We start from the raw sequence: 16,305 nt of genomic DNA, 5'->3' as shown, positions 1-16,305 counted from the left end.
AAGCACACAAAATATATTTTATTAGCCATTGTTACTTTAAGCGTTACAACTGTTTTCTCTCAAAGCAGAAAAAACGATACTATTAATACAGGTGTTATTGATGTTGTGAAACCATATACACCATCAATCTCTGATGCTTTTAAGGTAAAAGAGATTCCGTCTTTAGATGATGAAGAAACAGCGACAAAAAAAGAGATTAAGTATAACATTTTTTCATTTCCAGTGGCTTCAACATTTACACCTGCCAAAGGAAAGGCAGCTGTAGTTGAAAAAGCTAAACCTGTTAAATTATATGATAATTACGCCACTTTAGGTTTTGGAACTTACACTACAATTTTAGGAGAAGTGTATTTAAATCATGCGATTAGTAGAACCGAAAGTGTAGGTGGTTATGTTAGTCATCATTCATCACAAGGTGGTATAGAAGATCTATCTTTTGATGATAATTTTTCAACTACAAAAATAAATGCTAATTATTCAAGCAGATTACGTGATTTAGCGTGGCATGTTGAAGGTGGTTTTCAGCAACAAATGTTTAATTGGTATGGTGTACCACAGTCTCAAATTGCACAAGCGCAAGCTAATAATATTGATGTAGATCATTCGTTTTACAGTGCGCATTTTGGCGGAGATATTTCATTCGAAAACACATACATTAATTCTGGAAGTTTCTTTTTCAGACGTTTTGGAGATAATCAAGGTTCTGGAGAAAATAGGTTTATTGCCAAAGCCAAAATAGATATACCAATACAAGGTGAAGAAATTTCGACTGATTTTAAATTTGATTATATAAACGGAACATTTGATAGGAGTTATTTTTCTAATAATGAATTAAGGCATGGTAATTTTCAAATAGGCGTTTCCCCAACTTATCAATTAAAAGAGGACGACTTAACGCTTAATTTAGGAGTCTCAATTTCATATTTAAGAGATTCTGAAACTAAAGAAAACAACATTTATTTATATCCAAATATAACCGCAACTTACAGATTGGTTAACGATGTTTTAATTGCCTATGGAGGCATTCAAGGGGAGTTAATTCAAAATTCATATCACGATTTTGCAACCGAAAACCCTTTTGTATCACCAACTTTAATGGTTATGCCAACCGATCAGCAGTACAATGCATATATTGGTTTAAAAGGCAAACTATCGAGTAATATGAGTTATAATATTAGTGGGCGTTATTTAGCTGATAGAAATAAAGCACTGTTTAGAAATAATGATATTACGTTAACAAATCAAAATTATGCCTACGGAAATTCTTTTGGAATGGTGTATGACGATGTTGATACCTTTGGGGTTGCTGGAGAAATTAATGTTGACGTAAATAGAAATTTCAAATTAGGCATTAAAGCTGAATATTTTAAATATACAACCGATACCGAAGCAGAAGCTTGGAATTTACCTGATGTAAAAGGCTCACTATTTTTAGATTATCAAATAAACGAGCATTGGTTTGCAGGTGCTAACTTGTTTTACATTGGAGAACGGAAAGACCAGTTTTTTTTAAACGATGGTATAACTATTACAACACCTTTTACAATGGTTTTGGATAGCTATTTTGATGCCAATGCACATTTGGGGTATCATATTAATGACAAAATTTCGGTGTTTGCAAAGGCAAATAATATCAATAATAAGGCGTATCAGCGTTGGCAAAATTTCCCGGTGCAAAGTATCCAGTTTTTAGCTGGTGCTACTTTTAAGTTTGACTTCTAGTTCCCGCGTAGGCGGGAATCTTTCAAATTAAAATCTATATTTTAATGAAAAAGATAAAATTCATTCTACTTCTTTTCTGTTTCAATCTTTGCATTTCACAAAGTGAAGTTCAAACATTAAATCTGTCTGATGCTGCTCTAGAATTAACAAACCAAAAAATAACTTATGACCCAAGTTATTTCTCAATAGCTTATCCAAATGGCGATGTTCCAAGTGATAAAGGCGTTTGTACTGATGTTATAATTAGAGCATATAGAAAATTAGGCATCGATTTGCAAAAAGAAGTTCATGAAGATATGAAAGCTAACTTTAATGTATATCCAAAAATATGGGGTTTAAAAACTACCGATAAAAATATTGACCACAGACGCGTGCCAAATTTAATGATGTATTTTAAACGCCAAGGCGCAGAAAAACTAATTACTAAAAATGCCAACGATTATAAACCAGGTGATGTGGTGTGTTGGAATTTAAGAGGAGCAACAACACACATTGGTATTGTGGTTAATAAAAAATCAAAAGATGGTAAACGAAACTTAATTGTTCATAATATTGGTTCAGGTCAAGTAATAGAAGATTGTCTTTTCGACTTTAAAATTATTGGTCATTATAGATATAAATTATAAACTCAAACGCGCCAAATAATCAAAATGCTCACCTTCTAAAATCAATTCACATTTAAGTCCCACAGAAGTACATACGGTTAGTAGCATATTAAAATCTAAATACAACCATTTCATTGGTAATTCTTTTTCGCCTTTATAACTCAAAAAATAATCGAGTTCGCCATAGTAGTTTGCATTCACATCTTGCCATAAGCCACCATCTTCATCTTCGTACATATATTTAATATCTGACGAATCAATTAAAATCTGTCCGTTTGGTTTTAAAAGACTTTTTAAATGCGATAAGTATTTTGAAACTTGTGATAACTCTTGAAAAATGCCTGTACCATTCATTAATAATAAAATGGTGTCAAATGCTTCCGTTTCATCTAAAATATTCTTTTCTTCAGTATATAAAACACCACGTTGTTTCGCCACTTTAATAGCACCTCTTGAAATATCGATAGCTTTAACTTTAAGTCCTTTTTCTTGCAAATACAAACTATGATTTCCTGCACCACAACCTACATCTAAAACAAAACCTTTTGCAAGTTTTAAAACCTTCTGTTCTAATATGGGCATATCTTTAAAACCCCGAAACAAATAGGGAAGAGGCAATGCATCTTCATCAGAAATATTAGTTGAAGTAATAATATCTTCGGTGTAGTTTCCGTTTTGATAATCTAATAATGCGTTTCCGAAAAGGTCTTTCATAATTAATTTTGTCATGCTGAACTTGTTTCAGCATCTCATAAATTATAGTATTTTTACACTATGCAAGACGTCATAAATAATCTTCCAAAGCAAGCCAAAGATAAGCATAACGAAAACAAAAAATTCTTCGCGAAGTTAAAAAAGAAACCACCCAAAAATTTAGATTATGTGATGCAAGAATTACACGACGAAGAGTTTGAAAAAACAGACTGCTTAACCTGTGCTAATTGCTGTAAAACTACTGGCCCATTGTTTACAGATAAAGATATTGATAGAATATCGAAACATTTTAAACAAAAACCACAACAATTTATAAATCAGTATTTGCGAATTGATGAGGACGACGATTATGTTTTACAAACGGTTCCGTGTACGTTTTTAGGCGCAGATAATTATTGCTCAATTTACGAAGTACGCCCCAAAGCATGCAGAGAATTTCCGCATACGGATAGAAAAAAGTTTCAGCAAATTTCTAACCTAACTCTTAAAAATGTAGCGATGTGTCCCGCGGCTTTTAATATTGTTGAGGAAATGAAAAAAAGAGTTAAGCTTTAACTTCTAAGTTTTCATTATATTTAGTATCTAAATTCTTTCTATTGGAAGCATTATTGCAATATTTCGAAACCATTCCTCCGCTACATCGCGGACTTATAATTGTTGGTGGACTAACTTTTTTCTGGCTTTTAGAAGGTGCAATGCCTTTGTTTAGTTTCAATTATAAAAAATGGAAACATGCCGTTCCTAACATATTTTTTACAATAACTACTATACTTGTTAATTTACCGATGGCATTCCTTTTATTAATGACTTCAGATTGGGCAATCGCCAATAATTTCGGAATTTTAAATTGGTTGCCAGACATGTCTTTGGGGTTATATATTCTTTTAGGGGTGTTTTTAATGGATTTTTTCGGAGCTTACTTACCTCATTTGATCGAGCATAAAGTACCGCCGTTGTGGATGGTACATTTGGTACATCATTCCGATCATAAAGTGGATGCTACAACGGCTAACAGACACCATCCTATTGAGAGCATTATTCGTTATACATTTACGTTAATTGGCGTTATAGCTATAGGTGCGCCTATTGGAATAGTTATGTTGTATCAGTCTTTATCAATTGTAGCTACACAGTTTAGTCATTCAAACATTAGGTTACCAAAAAAGGTTGACAAGGCTTTAAGTTACGTGTTAGTTTCACCAGATATGCACAAGGTACATCATCACCATAAAATGCCGTATACAGATTCTAATTACGGCAATATCTTTTCGATTTGGGATAGATTGTTAGGTACGTATATGGAATTAGATACAGATAAAATTGTTTATGGAGTTGATGTATTTCCAGATGAAAAAGAAAACAGCAATATTAAAGATTTATTGAAACAACCGTTTCAAAAATATAGAAAACCAACATCGGCTGAAGACTAGTCGTAAATCAAATACTTCGCTCTAATTTTTTTAAAAGCTATTAAATCATCTTGCCATGTTTCTTTAATAGCTTCTTCGCTTAGACCAGCTTCAATTTGTTTTTGTAGTTTGTCTGTTCCAGCGTGTTTTGTAAAACCATTAGTAAGAAAAAATAAAGATACATCAGTTGAGTTTTTATAAGCTTTTATAATCCATTTTAGTGTCATAACGCCATTAATATCAGTATCTTTTAAATCTTCGCCATAGCAAATTTCATTTTTATGTTTAGGGGTTTTAGCACCAAAATTAGCAACAGGCGTATAGGTAAACTTAAGATTTTTTTTGTCTAAAAACGGTGCGCCATAACGTTGAAACTGAAATTCGGTACCACGACCAGCATTTACGTTTGTACCTTCAAAAAGACCTAGGCTAGGATATAGCTTAATAGACTGGTCGTTTGGTAAATTAGGCGAAGGTCTTATAGGTAAACTATAAAAAGTATGGTGCGTATAATGTTTAATAGGTATTATAGTAATATCACATTTTAAATCGTTTTCTAACCATTTTTCACCGTTAATCATTTGTGCATATTCGCCAATAGTCATGCCGTGTACTAACGGAATTGGGTGCATACCTAAAAAACTTTTGTTTTCAATCTCTAGGGTAGGGCCATCAATATAATGTCCATTGGGGTTTGGTCTATCAAATATTATAAGTGGAATTTCTGCTTCAGCGCAAGCTTCCATAACATAGTGTAATGTTGAGATATAAGTATAAAAGCGAACACCAACATCTTGAATATCAAAAATCATAACATCTAAATCTTCAAGTTGTTCTTTAGATGGCTTTCTGTTTTTTCCATGAAGCGAAATAAGAGGTAAATTGGTTTTAGTATCAATATCATCTTTAACATGCTCACCTGCATCGGCAGTACCACGAAATCCATGTTCTGGCGCAAATACTTTTTTAATATTAATATTTAAAGCCATTAAAGAATCTACGAGATGAATATAATCGTCATTGCGAGAAGCTTTTTGCGATGTGGCAATCTGTTTGTTATCAGGTTCTTCATTTTTAAAAATAACAGAAGTCTGATTTGCAACAACACCAACACGTTTCCCTTTTAATAATGATAAGTAGTTTTCTGTTTGATTAGCACCAACAATAATTTTTTCGTCATTCTCAATTTGTTTTAGAATCTCATCATGATTAGTACTCAAAGAATCTTTAGATTTCGATTTACTTCCACAAGAAATCATGATTAAAACAAATAATAAAACTGTATTTTTGAAAACATTAAACGACACCATATAAATTGAATTACGAGTTTTTTATAGCTAAACGTATTATTGGTAGTAAAGCGTATAAAAGTAGCATATCTGCTCCAATAATAAAAATTGGTATTGCAGCTATTGCTATTGGTATGATAGTTATGATGATTGCCATTGCCACAGGTATTGGTCTGCAACAAAAAATTCGAGATAAAGTGGTGGCGTTTAATGGACATATTACCATTACCAATTACGATAGTAACAACTCGCAGGAAAGCTTAGTGCCCATATTAAAAGAACAAGAGTTTTATCCAGAATTCAAGTCGGTTGAAGGTATTAGTCACATTCAAGCGGTAGCAACAAAATACGGAGTTATTCGTGATGAAACCGTATGGGAAGGCGCTGTTTTAAAAGGTGTTGGTGCTGATTATAACTGGAGTTATTTTAAAGAGTTTTTAATTGAAGGTAAACTGCCAGATTACACAGGCAAACGAAACGAAGACGTTTTAATATCGCAATATTTAGCAAACCGATTGCAGTTTAAATTGGGTGATACTTTTCAAATGATATTTAAAAAAGACGACCCCAATAAACTCCCAAACATTATTACATACAGCATTGTAGGTATTTATAATTCAGGATTTCAAGATTTTGATGCTACTTATTTAATAGGAGATATTCGCCATTTGCAGCGTATTAATAAATGGAAAGATAACCAAATAGGAAGCTTTGAAATTTTTATAAACGATTATAGTGAGTTGCAAAGAAAAGGTATCGAAGTACATCAAAGTTTACCTTCTTTGCTTGATTCACAAACTATAAAAGATAAATACTATTCCATTTTAGAATGGATTAAAATTTTCGATAAAAACATATATGGCATTATCGGCATCATGATACTCGTAGCAGGCATTAACATGATTACTGCGCTACTCGTTTTAATTCTCGAACGCACACAAATGATAGGTGTTTTAAAAGCCTTAGGTAGTAACAATTGGAGTATCCGTAAACTATTTATTTATAACGCTTCGTACCTTATTTTTTTAGGCTTATTATGGGGTAATATTTTAGGTTTAGGCATCCTATTTGCGCAAAAATATTTCAAAATATTTCTACTCGACCCAAGCGTATACTACGTATCCGAAGCCCCAGTTTACATTAGTTTAAGTTATATTGTTGCCTTAAACATCGGCACACTCATTCTGTGTTTGCTTATGCTTTTAGTACCTTCTTACATTATCACAAAAATATCGCCAGTAAAAGCCATTCGGTTTGAATAATTTTATTTGAGCGTTATTTTTTGAGAAAAACAAAAAGTCGGATTTTCTGCTATATCTTTTAAAGTTCATTGCAAGGACGAAGGGCTTGGCAATCTGTTAAATTTCAGTCTTAGCAATATCAAATCTTTTTTTGTTTTTAAAAAGGATACCTCTGCAATTCCTAATGCAAACCAAAACTCGCATTAAAGTTTTAGTATTAACATTAACTTATAAAAATAGTCGTAGCAAAACCTTAAATTTGCAGCTATGAATCGAGCCGAATTAAAGATTCAAAATTCAACTAAATATTTCAAAGGCGAACACATTTCACCTTTAAAAAAAACATAAAACCAGAAATGAAATACGCTAAAAACATACTAGAAACTATTGGTAATACACCGTTGGTAAAACTAAATGCATTAACCAAAGATTTACCATGTTTAGTCTTATCAAAATACGAAACCTTTAACCCAGGCAATTCTACAAAAGATAGAATGGCGTTAAAAATGATTGAAGATGCAGAAGCCAACGGACGCTTAAAACCTGGAGGAACCATCATCGAAGGGACATCGGGAAATACAGGAATGGGTTTAGCTTTAGCTGCCATTGTAAAAGGTTATAAATGTATTTTTGTAATTAGTGATAAACAATCCAAAGAAAAAATGGATATTTTACGTGCCGTAGGTGCAAAAGTAGTAGTATGCCCAACAAACGTAGAACCAACAGATCCGCGAAGTTACTACTCGGTTTCAAAACGATTGAGCGAAGAAACACCAAATTCATGGTACGTTAATCAATATGATAATCCAAGTAATGCAGCAGCACATTACGAAAGTACAGGTCCAGAAATCTGGAAACAAACCGATGGTAAAATCACACATTTTGTGGTTGGCGTTGGTACAGGCGGTACCATTTCTGGTGTTGGTAAATATTTAAAGGAGCAAAATCCAAATATTAAAATTTGGGGTGTAGATACTTACGGTTCGGTGTTTAAAAAGTACCATGAAACAGGAGAGTTTGATGAAAACGAAATTTACCCATACATCACCGAAGGTATTGGCGAAGATATTTTACCAGAAAATGTAGATTTCAGCATTATTGATGGGTTTACCAAAGTAACCGATAAAGATGCTGCCATTTACACTCAAAAATTAGCCAAAGAAGAAGGTATGTTTTTGGGTAATTCGGCAGGTTCTGCAATTAAAGGCGTATTGCAATTAGAGGAGCATTTTACTAAAGAGGATGTTGTGGTGGTATTGTTTCACGATCACGGAAGTCGTTACGTTGGTAAAATGTTTAACGATGAGTGGATGCGCGAACGTGGATTTATTGAAGACGAGAAAACTACGGCCGAAGACCTTGTTAAAAATACCGAAAATCAAGATTTAGTAACCGTTAAAACCGAAGAACTAGTATCGCATGCTATTGAGCGCATGAAAAAGTATAAAATATCTCAAATACCCGTTGAAGATTCAACAGGATTTGTTGGTGCTATTGACGAAGCCGATTTGTTACGCATGTTTATTGAAAACAAAGACATTTCAGATTTACCAATAAAAGATGTGATGCATAAACCATTTCCGGTAGTAAGTAAAAATACAGCTATCGAAGATATTTCTAAACTATTTAATAGAGATAATAATGCGGTTTTAGTAAAGCTAGAAGATGGTACACATCAAATTATTACGAAGTACGATATTATCAGTGCTTTGTAACTTAAGGTGAGACCTTGTGATTAAATATCGCAACTAATTGTCCGATTTTTTGTTGTAAGTCCAAGTTTTTTTTCGGATGAATTTTGTCCACAAGAAGAGACTGAAATAAAAATCAAAAAGATTTGGTATGTAAAGTAGGTTTCTCAAATTATTGCTAACGACTTGATATGAAATCATTTTAATGTTTTATATCTAATGTTAAACGAAATTATCGTTTTTTTCTGACAAAGTCAAGAGGAAAAAAGCAGCAACCTAATTATAGATTACTGCTTTTTATATCATGAGATTCCCATGTTCGTGAGAATTTAAGAATTCAACATTACAGGCATCACCAACATCGTAATCTGCTCACCTTCATCTAAACCATCAATTGGTGTTAAAATACCAGCTCTGTTTGGCATACTCATTTCTAATTGTACTTCATCAGAATTAAGATTATTTAACATTTCTGTTAAAAAGCGAGAGTTAAACCCTATTTGCATATCATCACCTTGGTAATCACAAGTTAATCGCTCTTCAGCTTTGTTGCTGTAATCAATATCTTCAGCCGAAATATTAAGTTCTGCACCTGCAATTTTTAAACGTATTTGGTGCGTTGTTTTGTTAGAGAATATACTAACACGACGAACAGAATTTAAAAACTGAGTTCTGTCAATTGTTAGTTTATTAGGATTCTCTTTAGGAATTACCGCTTCATAATTCGGGTATTTGCCATCAATTAAACGGCAAATCAATTCAGAGTTTTCAAAAGTAAATTTGGCGTTACTTTCGTTGTATTCAATAGTAACATCCTCTTCGCTAGCTGCTAAAATACCTTTTAAAAGATTTAAAGGTTTTTTAGGCATAATAAATTCTGCAATCTGGTTTGCTTTTATATCTTCTCGTGTATATTTTACTAATTTATGAGCATCAGTCGCCACAAAGGTCAAACCTTCAGTTGAAAACTGAAAAAATACACCACTCATTACAGGGCGTAAATCGTCGTTTCCAGCTGCAAAAATAGTTTTGCTAATTGCTGTAGCTAATACATCGCCAATAACGACGGTTTTACTTGGGTCTTCTAAAGCAACTGCTTTTGGGAATTCGTTTCCATCGGCGTAAGCCAAAGCATATTTACCGTGATTTGAACTGATTTCAACCGTGTTATTTTCTTCAATAACAAAGGTTAAAGGTTGTTCTGGGAATGTTTTTAAAGTATCTAGTAATAAACGTGCAGGAATTGCAACGCTACCTTTGCTATCGCTTTCAACGTCTAAGCTAGAAGCCATAGTAGTTTCTAAATCACTAGCAGAAACCGTTAGTTTTGTGTGGTCTAATTCAAATAAGAAATTATCTAAAATAGGTAAGGTGTTCGAGCTGTTAATTACGCCACCTAAAACCTGTAATTGTTTTAATAAATAGGTACTTGATACTATAAATTTCATGTATTTATAATGTATTTAATTTTGAATAAATGCTACTAAAGAACTCATCTTGACTTTTTCTATTTCCTAAAAAATGGCTGAAATTCGCCCATATTTCGTTACTTTTATTATCCGTAGCGATGCTATGCCTTTCAAAAAATAACTCATCTGAACAAATTTCATCTCATTTTCGGTTAAAAACAAAAAGTCAAGACGAGTTCTACAAATATATTCCATACAGATTAATAAAGGAAACAAACTTATTAACATTTAGACAGCATATTTTTTCTTTCTAAAGTAGTTAAATGTAAAACCAAATAATGCTAATAATCCCAATGGTAACGCAATATTTATGAGCTGCCATTTTGTTTTTTGAGCTGCTATTTTTTGCTGATCTAAAAACGCCACAGCAATTTCTTTTGACCGAATGTTTATAAGTCCGTTATCGTCTAACAAATAATTAACAGCATTCAGTAAAAATTCTTTGTTGCCATAGGTTTGTCCTGTCCATCTATCAAATCCTAATTCTTGAGGAGCATTTTTTATCACGTCATTTTTTATCACGTCACCATCGGCAATAACAATCATTTTTGTTGGAATGCTTTTGTTTTTTTCTTCTAAAAGTTTAAAAGGTTTTATGCGGTTATTATAAACACTTGTAAATTTGCCTTCTAATAACACAGCAAGTGTTTGATTGCCTTTGTTGAATAATTTAGGATTTTGCTCTTGGGTAACAACATCTAAACTTATTTCTTTTGGTGTGCCTTCTAATTTTGTAAGCGGCGCACTTTCTAAAAGAATAGTTTTATTGATATTGTTTTTTAAGGTGTCAATTTGATTCGCAAAATCGAATTTTACCAGATTTAAATTATTAACAATAGGATGTTTGCTATTTGATGATGCTAAAGGCGAATACGGCCATCTTAAATTTTGAAACTGCGAATCGCTACCTTCACCAATCGCTAGCGTAATAGGAGCGGAGTAGAGCGTGCTTACCATTACAGGATTGATACGAACCCCATATTTAAAAAAGAAATCGTTTAAATTCAAATCTCTTGAAACTGCCAAATTAGTTCCCGAAGCGTTGAATAAACTGTCTTTTTCCATAACAACATTATCAATAAGCCAAAGACTTTTTCCGCCATTCATGGTAAATTGGTCTAAAACTAATTTTTCGTTTTCAGTAAAAGCTTCAGTTGGTTTTGCTGATATAATTAAATCAAATTCATTTAAATCGTTAAGTGTTTTTTGAGCATTTTTCGAAACACTATCTAAAGTAAAAGGCGCAATAAAATAATACTCGTTAATTTTTTTAATAAAATTTGCGATGTATTTATCTTCTAATTGATTATTACCTTTTAATACGGCAATTTTTTTCTGCTTTGGTTTAGTTAATTTACTAAAACCATCTGCAAATGCATACTCTAAATGTTGTACTGAATTGGTTACTAAGTCTTGTTGCGATGCACCAATTTTATTTTTTACTAAAGGAATGGTAATCGTAACATCATTATAACTTGCCAATGCCCACGGAAAAATTATGGCTTGCGACGACTTGCCGCTTTCTTGCACGCTTAATTGCATAGGCGTTAATCCGCGTTGTGTAAGTTGCTGGATGTTGCGTTCGCGAGTAGCTTCATCTTCTAAAGGATTTATAAAGTTGAAATTGATGTTGTTGTTTTCTGCTGAAAATTCTTCAAGTAATTGTTTAGTTTCTCTTTGAAGGCGTTTAAATTCTGATGGAAAATCATCACCGTTTAAAAACACATCAACTAAAATAGGTGATTCAACAGCATTTATAATTTGTTTTGAAGCTTTGCTTAACGTGTAACGATTATCTTCAGTTAAATCGAAACGTTTATGAGCTGAAGCAGATAATATATTTAAAAGCAACAACCCAATTGGCAAAGCTAAAAGTGGTAATAATTCTTTCTTAGAAAAAGGTTTTGTTTTTATGCCTCTAGCGGTTAGTACGATAAAGAAAATAGTGACACTTAAAAAGTATAAAATATTCTGCGTATCAAGCACGCCGCGACTCATACTTTTAAAATGATAGCTCATTCCTAATTGCTCAATAAATAAGTTTGAAGTGAAATCTGAAATCCCTTCAAAACCAATATAAAACAAGAAACACAGAAAAACAGCACTAATAAATGCCACAATTTGGTTGTCGGATAACGTGGAGCAAAATACGCCAATAGCGGTGTACGATGCTATTAAAAATAATAGCCCAAAGTAAGACCCCAATGTGCTGCCAACATCTAAATTCCCAACAGGATTTCCTAATCGATAAACGGTGTAAACGTAAAGTAGCGTTGGTAAAAGCGCGATTAAAATTAGAACAAAAGCACCAAAATATTTACCTAAAACAATGTTGGTATGTGAGATTGGTTTTGTTAATAAAAGCTCTAAAGTGCCTTGTTTTTTTTCATCAGAAAAACTGCGCATAGTTACGGCAGGAATCAAGAAAATTAAAATCCAAGGTGCTAATAAAAAGAACGATGATAAATCGGCAAACCCATAATCTAAAATATTAAATTCGCCTTTAAACAACCATAAAAACAATCCATTTAACAAAAGGAATATGGCAATGACCAAATACCCAATTGGCGATGCGAAAAACGAGTTTATTTCTTTTTTAAGTATAGCGAACATTCTTGTTGATTATGAGTTGGTTATTTTGCCATGAATTCACGAATATATATTTTTTTTACTGTTGACTGAATACTGCAACTGCTTACTTGAGAGAAGTGACTTTATCAACACTCCAAGCTTCTGGTTTTGCATTAAAAAGGGGTTTGGTTTTACTCCAAACGTTTTTAAATAAATCGGATTGTCTGTATGCTTCTAAATCTGTTTCAGAGTCCCAATAGCTGTAAGTAAAAAATATACTAGTATCGTTTTTATCTCTATATAATTCTAAAAATTGACACCCTTCAAATCCTCTAATTTTATGTTTATTGGCATCAAAGTTTTTAAGAAACAAATCAATAACATTCTCATTAAAACTCATCTTTACAATTCTTACAAACATATACTCAGTTAAATTTCTCTATTCTCTATTCTCTATTCTCAAAAAATTAACACTTACAGCATCCATAACACCTAATCCCATTAAGGATGATGCACTACCAACCGTGGTGGTATTACTTTTATAAAGCGCAATTTCTAAAAAACCACCAGAATTAAAAACGACTAAGCCTCTGCCTTCGTCATGTCTTTTTTCCTCAGGGATTTCAAAGTTTACAATGTCGCTATACTTTGAAAAAATGGTTTTAAATTTATAATTTCGTGCCGAAATCTCGTAAGGTCTTCCTTTTTGAATGGTTTCAAAAAAATCGTGTTTAATATTGGTAACCACATTTCCGTAATTATCAATGTAAATAACACTGCCTATAATTTGAGTTTTATCTTCGTTAACATACGGCACAATATTTTTAATAGGTTTTATGTTGTTAATTGTTTTTCCAATAACATCAAGTGTACCTCCGCGTGCAATATGGCAAGCTACTTTTACAAACACATCTAAAACAGGAAAACTAGTTTGTATTCTGTCATGAATATTAATTTCAACTATTTTTTCAGGTGCAATTTCAGAACAAATCATACTCATAATCCCATTGTTGGCGCAAATAAAAAAATGATCGTCTAATTTTAAAGCAATGTGTTTATTTTCAGGATTTATTTCAGAATCAATCCCAATAATATGAATCGTGCCTTTAGGAAAACTATTGTAAGCATTTTGAATGATGTAAGCAGCTTCTGGTATGCTAAAGGGCGATACAGAATGTGAGATATCAACAATTTTAACATCGGGTAATTCACTATAAATAGCACCTTTTGTTGCGCCAGCAAAGTGATCTTTTTCTCCAAAATCTGTAGTTAAAGTTATTATCGCCATTGGCAAAATTGTTGATATGTTTTTAATGTTTGATCACTCAAATTTATGTATTTTTGAGCTTTATGAATGTGTTTTACAAACCTACATAAATTTTCGTTTTCGTTTTTATATTTTAAATGAAAATTATAACATTAAACATACGCCTTTGAACGAAATTGTAATCGAACTTGAAGATATTACTCCAAAAGAATTTTTTGGAGCACAAAATGCCAATATTGAACTCCTAAAAAAATATTTTCCAAAACTTAAAATTGTTGCTCGAGGTAATAAGATTAAAGCTTTTGGTGACGAAGAATTATTAGAAGAATTCGACCGTAGAATTACCATGCTTTTAAAACATTTTGCTAAGTATAATAAGTTAGATGAAAATGTTATCGAGCGTGTTTTAACAAGCCAAAGTAGCGACGATTATACTACCTCAAAACAAAGCGGAGAAGTTATAGTTCACGGTGTTGGTGGCAAGCTTATAAAAGCACAAACTGCTAACCAACGCAAACTGGTAGAAAGCATGCGTAAAAACGATATGGTTTTCGCTATTGGGCCAGCTGGAACAGGTAAAACATATACAGGAGTGGCATTGGCGGTTCAAGCTTTAAAAAACAAAGAAGTTAAACGTATTATTTTAACACGACCAGCGGTTGAGGCTGGTGAGAATTTAGGTTTTTTACCAGGCGATTTAAAAGAAAAATTAGATCCTTACATGCAACCATTATACGATGCGTTGCGCGATATGATAGCACCAGAAAAGCTAGCACATTATATAGAAAATGGTACTATTCAAATAGCACCATTAGCATTTATGCGTGGGCGTACTTTAGATCATGCTTTTGTGATTTTAGACGAAGGGCAAAATACCACGCACGCACAAATGAAAATGTTTTTAACCCGTATGGGAAAGCATGCTAAATTTTTATTAACAGGCGATCCTGGGCAAATAGATTTACCACGCAGAACCATTTCTGGTTTAAAAGAAGCTTTATTAATTTTAAAAAATGTAGATGGCGTAGGGATGATATTTTTAGACGATAAAGATGTAATTCGTCATAAGCTGGTTAAAAAAGTAATAGAAGCCTATAAAAGTATTGAGAATAGAGACTAGTTAGTTTGCAGTCTCAGTCGCAGTTTTTAGTAAAGTAAAAATAATTTGAAGCTATTTCCCGCTTGGAGTTTATCTTGAGTGAAGTCGAAAGACCTATCTTTTTGTTTGATATGGCAATCTAAAAAAATGAGATTACCACGTCGCAAAAAAACTCCTCGTAATGAAATGACGCATAACAATAATAGAAACTAAATGTCACACTGAGCGCAGTCGAAGTGTCTCATAAACAAATAAACGAATCAACTCATAAACAATTCAAAATAATGAGTAATACCATAACCGACACCAATTTCAATTTTCCAAACCAAAAAAGTGTTTACAAAGGAAAAGTAAGAGAAGTATATAATATAAACGACGAGCAATTGGTAATGATTGCTACCGACAGACTATCAGCGTTTGATGTCGTGATGCCCAAAGGCATTCCGTACAAAGGGCAAATTCTAAATCAAATCGCGACCAAAATGATGGCGGCTACCGAAGATTTAGTACCCAATTGGTTAACCGCCACACCTGACCCTAATGTAGCTGTGGGGTATTTATGCGACCCTTTTAAAGTTGAAATGGTAATTCGTGGTTATATGTCTGGTCATGCAGCACGCGAGTATAAAGCTGGTAAGCGTATGCTTTGTGGTGTGCCTATGCCAGAAGGTATGAAAGAAAACGATGTATTTCCAGAACCCATTATTACACCTGCTACCAAAGCAGAAATGGGCGACCATGATGAAGATATCTCTCGCGAGGATATTTTAAAACGCGGTATCGTTTCAGAAGAAGATTATTTGGTTTTAGAAGATTACACGCATAAATTATTTAAAAGAGGAAGTGAAATTGCGGCGTCGAGAGGTTTAATTTTAGTTGACACTAAATATGAATTCGGTAAAACTAAAGACGGAAAAATTGTATTGATTGACGAAATACACACACCAGATTCCTCTCGTTATTTTTATGCTGATGGTTATCAAGAGCGTCAAGATAAAGGAGAAGCTCAAAAACAACTTTCTAAAGAATTTGTACGCCAATGGTTAATAGCCAATAATTTTCAAGGTTTAGAAGGTCAAACAGTGCCTTTTATGAGTGATGAGTATATTGAAACCGTTAGCGAGCGATATATTGAACTTTACGAAAATATTACAGGCGAAATTTTTGTAAAAGCCGATGTTTCTAATATTCAAGAGCGTATTGAAGGGAATGTTTTGGCGTATTTGAA

General features: G+C 32.9%; 14 protein-coding genes. 8 read left to right on the top strand and 6 right to left on the bottom strand.

The window, feature by feature from the left end; translation table 11 throughout:
- Positions 1-15: 15 nt before the first annotated feature.
- Together AADI82_RS07575 and AADI82_RS07570 are read left to right on the top strand one after the other, a co-directional pair.
- Positions 16-1,722, top strand: coding sequence for a TonB-dependent receptor (locus AADI82_RS07575; RefSeq protein WP_341215842.1), 1,707 nt, complete (start codon positions 16-18; stop codon positions 1,720-1,722).
- A 44-nt stretch (positions 1,723-1,766) separates the two neighbouring features.
- Entirely contained in the window at positions 1,767-2,348 is a 582-nt protein-coding gene (locus AADI82_RS07570) for a DUF1287 domain-containing protein (RefSeq protein WP_341215840.1), read from the top strand.
- Here AADI82_RS07570 and AADI82_RS07565 read toward each other — a convergent pair.
- The gene (locus tag AADI82_RS07565; protein ID WP_341215841.1) at positions 2,343-3,041 is read right to left on the bottom strand and encodes a class I SAM-dependent methyltransferase; all 699 of its coding nucleotides are present in this window, start codon (positions 3,039-3,041) and stop codon (positions 2,343-2,345) included. The two genes, AADI82_RS07570 and AADI82_RS07565, sit on opposite strands and share 6 nt — an antisense overlap.
- 60 nt (positions 3,042-3,101) lie before the next feature.
- Between AADI82_RS07565 and AADI82_RS07560 the strand changes: the two genes are divergently transcribed.
- Both AADI82_RS07560 and AADI82_RS07555 read left to right on the top strand, forming a co-directional pair.
- Entirely contained in the window at positions 3,102-3,596 is a 495-nt protein-coding gene (locus tag AADI82_RS07560) for a YkgJ family cysteine cluster protein (RefSeq protein WP_341215839.1), read from the top strand.
- A 41-nt stretch (positions 3,597-3,637) separates the two neighbouring features.
- Complete coding sequence (locus tag AADI82_RS07555; protein WP_341215838.1) at positions 3,638-4,471, top strand: sterol desaturase family protein; 834 nt, start codon at positions 3,638-3,640, stop codon at positions 4,469-4,471.
- Here AADI82_RS07555 and AADI82_RS07550 read toward each other — a convergent pair.
- Positions 4,468-5,760 (bottom strand): DUF1343 domain-containing protein, encoded by a 1,293-nt coding sequence (locus AADI82_RS07550; RefSeq protein WP_341215837.1) that lies wholly within the window; start codon positions 5,758-5,760, stop codon positions 4,468-4,470. The genes AADI82_RS07555 and AADI82_RS07550 overlap by 4 nt on opposite strands.
- 5 nt (positions 5,761-5,765) lie before the next feature.
- Here AADI82_RS07550 and AADI82_RS07545 point away from each other — a divergent pair, with 5 nt between their 5' ends.
- Both AADI82_RS07545 and AADI82_RS07540 read left to right on the top strand, forming a co-directional pair.
- Positions 5,766-7,001 (top strand): FtsX-like permease family protein, encoded by a 1,236-nt coding sequence (locus tag AADI82_RS07545; protein WP_341215836.1) that lies wholly within the window; start codon positions 5,766-5,768, stop codon positions 6,999-7,001.
- A 335-nt stretch (positions 7,002-7,336) separates the two neighbouring features.
- Positions 7,337-8,695 carry a pyridoxal-phosphate dependent enzyme gene (locus AADI82_RS07540; RefSeq protein ID WP_341215835.1) on the top strand — a complete coding sequence of 453 codons (1,359 nt, stop codon included), beginning with the start codon at positions 7,337-7,339 and terminating at the stop codon, positions 8,693-8,695.
- A 305-nt stretch (positions 8,696-9,000) separates the two neighbouring features.
- On the opposite strand, the gene dnaN is transcribed toward AADI82_RS07540, so the two are convergent.
- From dnaN to AADI82_RS07520, 4 genes are all read right to left on the bottom strand, one after another.
- A complete protein-coding gene (dnaN, locus tag AADI82_RS07535; protein WP_341215834.1) occupies positions 9,001-10,119 on the bottom strand; it encodes a DNA polymerase III subunit beta in 1,119 nt (372 codons plus the stop codon).
- Between the two features lie 249 nt (positions 10,120-10,368).
- Positions 10,369-12,753, bottom strand: coding sequence for a gliding motility-associated ABC transporter substrate-binding protein GldG (gene gldG / locus AADI82_RS07530; protein ID WP_341215833.1), 2,385 nt, complete (start codon positions 12,751-12,753; stop codon positions 10,369-10,371).
- 82 nt (positions 12,754-12,835) lie between these two features.
- Positions 12,836-13,132 (bottom strand): antibiotic biosynthesis monooxygenase family protein, encoded by a 297-nt coding sequence (locus tag AADI82_RS07525; protein WP_341215832.1) that lies wholly within the window; start codon positions 13,130-13,132, stop codon positions 12,836-12,838.
- An 18-nt stretch (positions 13,133-13,150) separates the two neighbouring features.
- Entirely contained in the window at positions 13,151-13,999 is an 849-nt protein-coding gene (locus tag AADI82_RS07520; protein ID WP_341215831.1) for an SAM-dependent chlorinase/fluorinase, read from the bottom strand.
- A gap of 145 nt (positions 14,000-14,144) precedes the next feature.
- Here AADI82_RS07520 and AADI82_RS07515 point away from each other — a divergent pair, with 145 nt between their 5' ends.
- Together AADI82_RS07515 and AADI82_RS07510 are read left to right on the top strand one after the other, a co-directional pair.
- Positions 14,145-15,098 carry a PhoH family protein gene (locus AADI82_RS07515; RefSeq protein WP_341215830.1) on the top strand — a complete coding sequence of 318 codons (954 nt, stop codon included), beginning with the start codon at positions 14,145-14,147 and terminating at the stop codon, positions 15,096-15,098.
- A gap of 263 nt (positions 15,099-15,361) precedes the next feature.
- Positions 15,362-16,305, top strand: a 944-nt coding sequence (locus tag AADI82_RS07510; RefSeq protein WP_341215829.1) for a phosphoribosylaminoimidazolesuccinocarboxamide synthase, incomplete at its 3' end; no start/stop codon positions are given.

The organism is uncultured Wocania sp. (assembly GCF_964021735.1).
Classification (GTDB): Bacteria; Bacteroidota; Bacteroidia; order Flavobacteriales; family Flavobacteriaceae; genus Wocania_A.
This window is presented reverse-complemented; position numbering and strand designations above follow the sequence as displayed.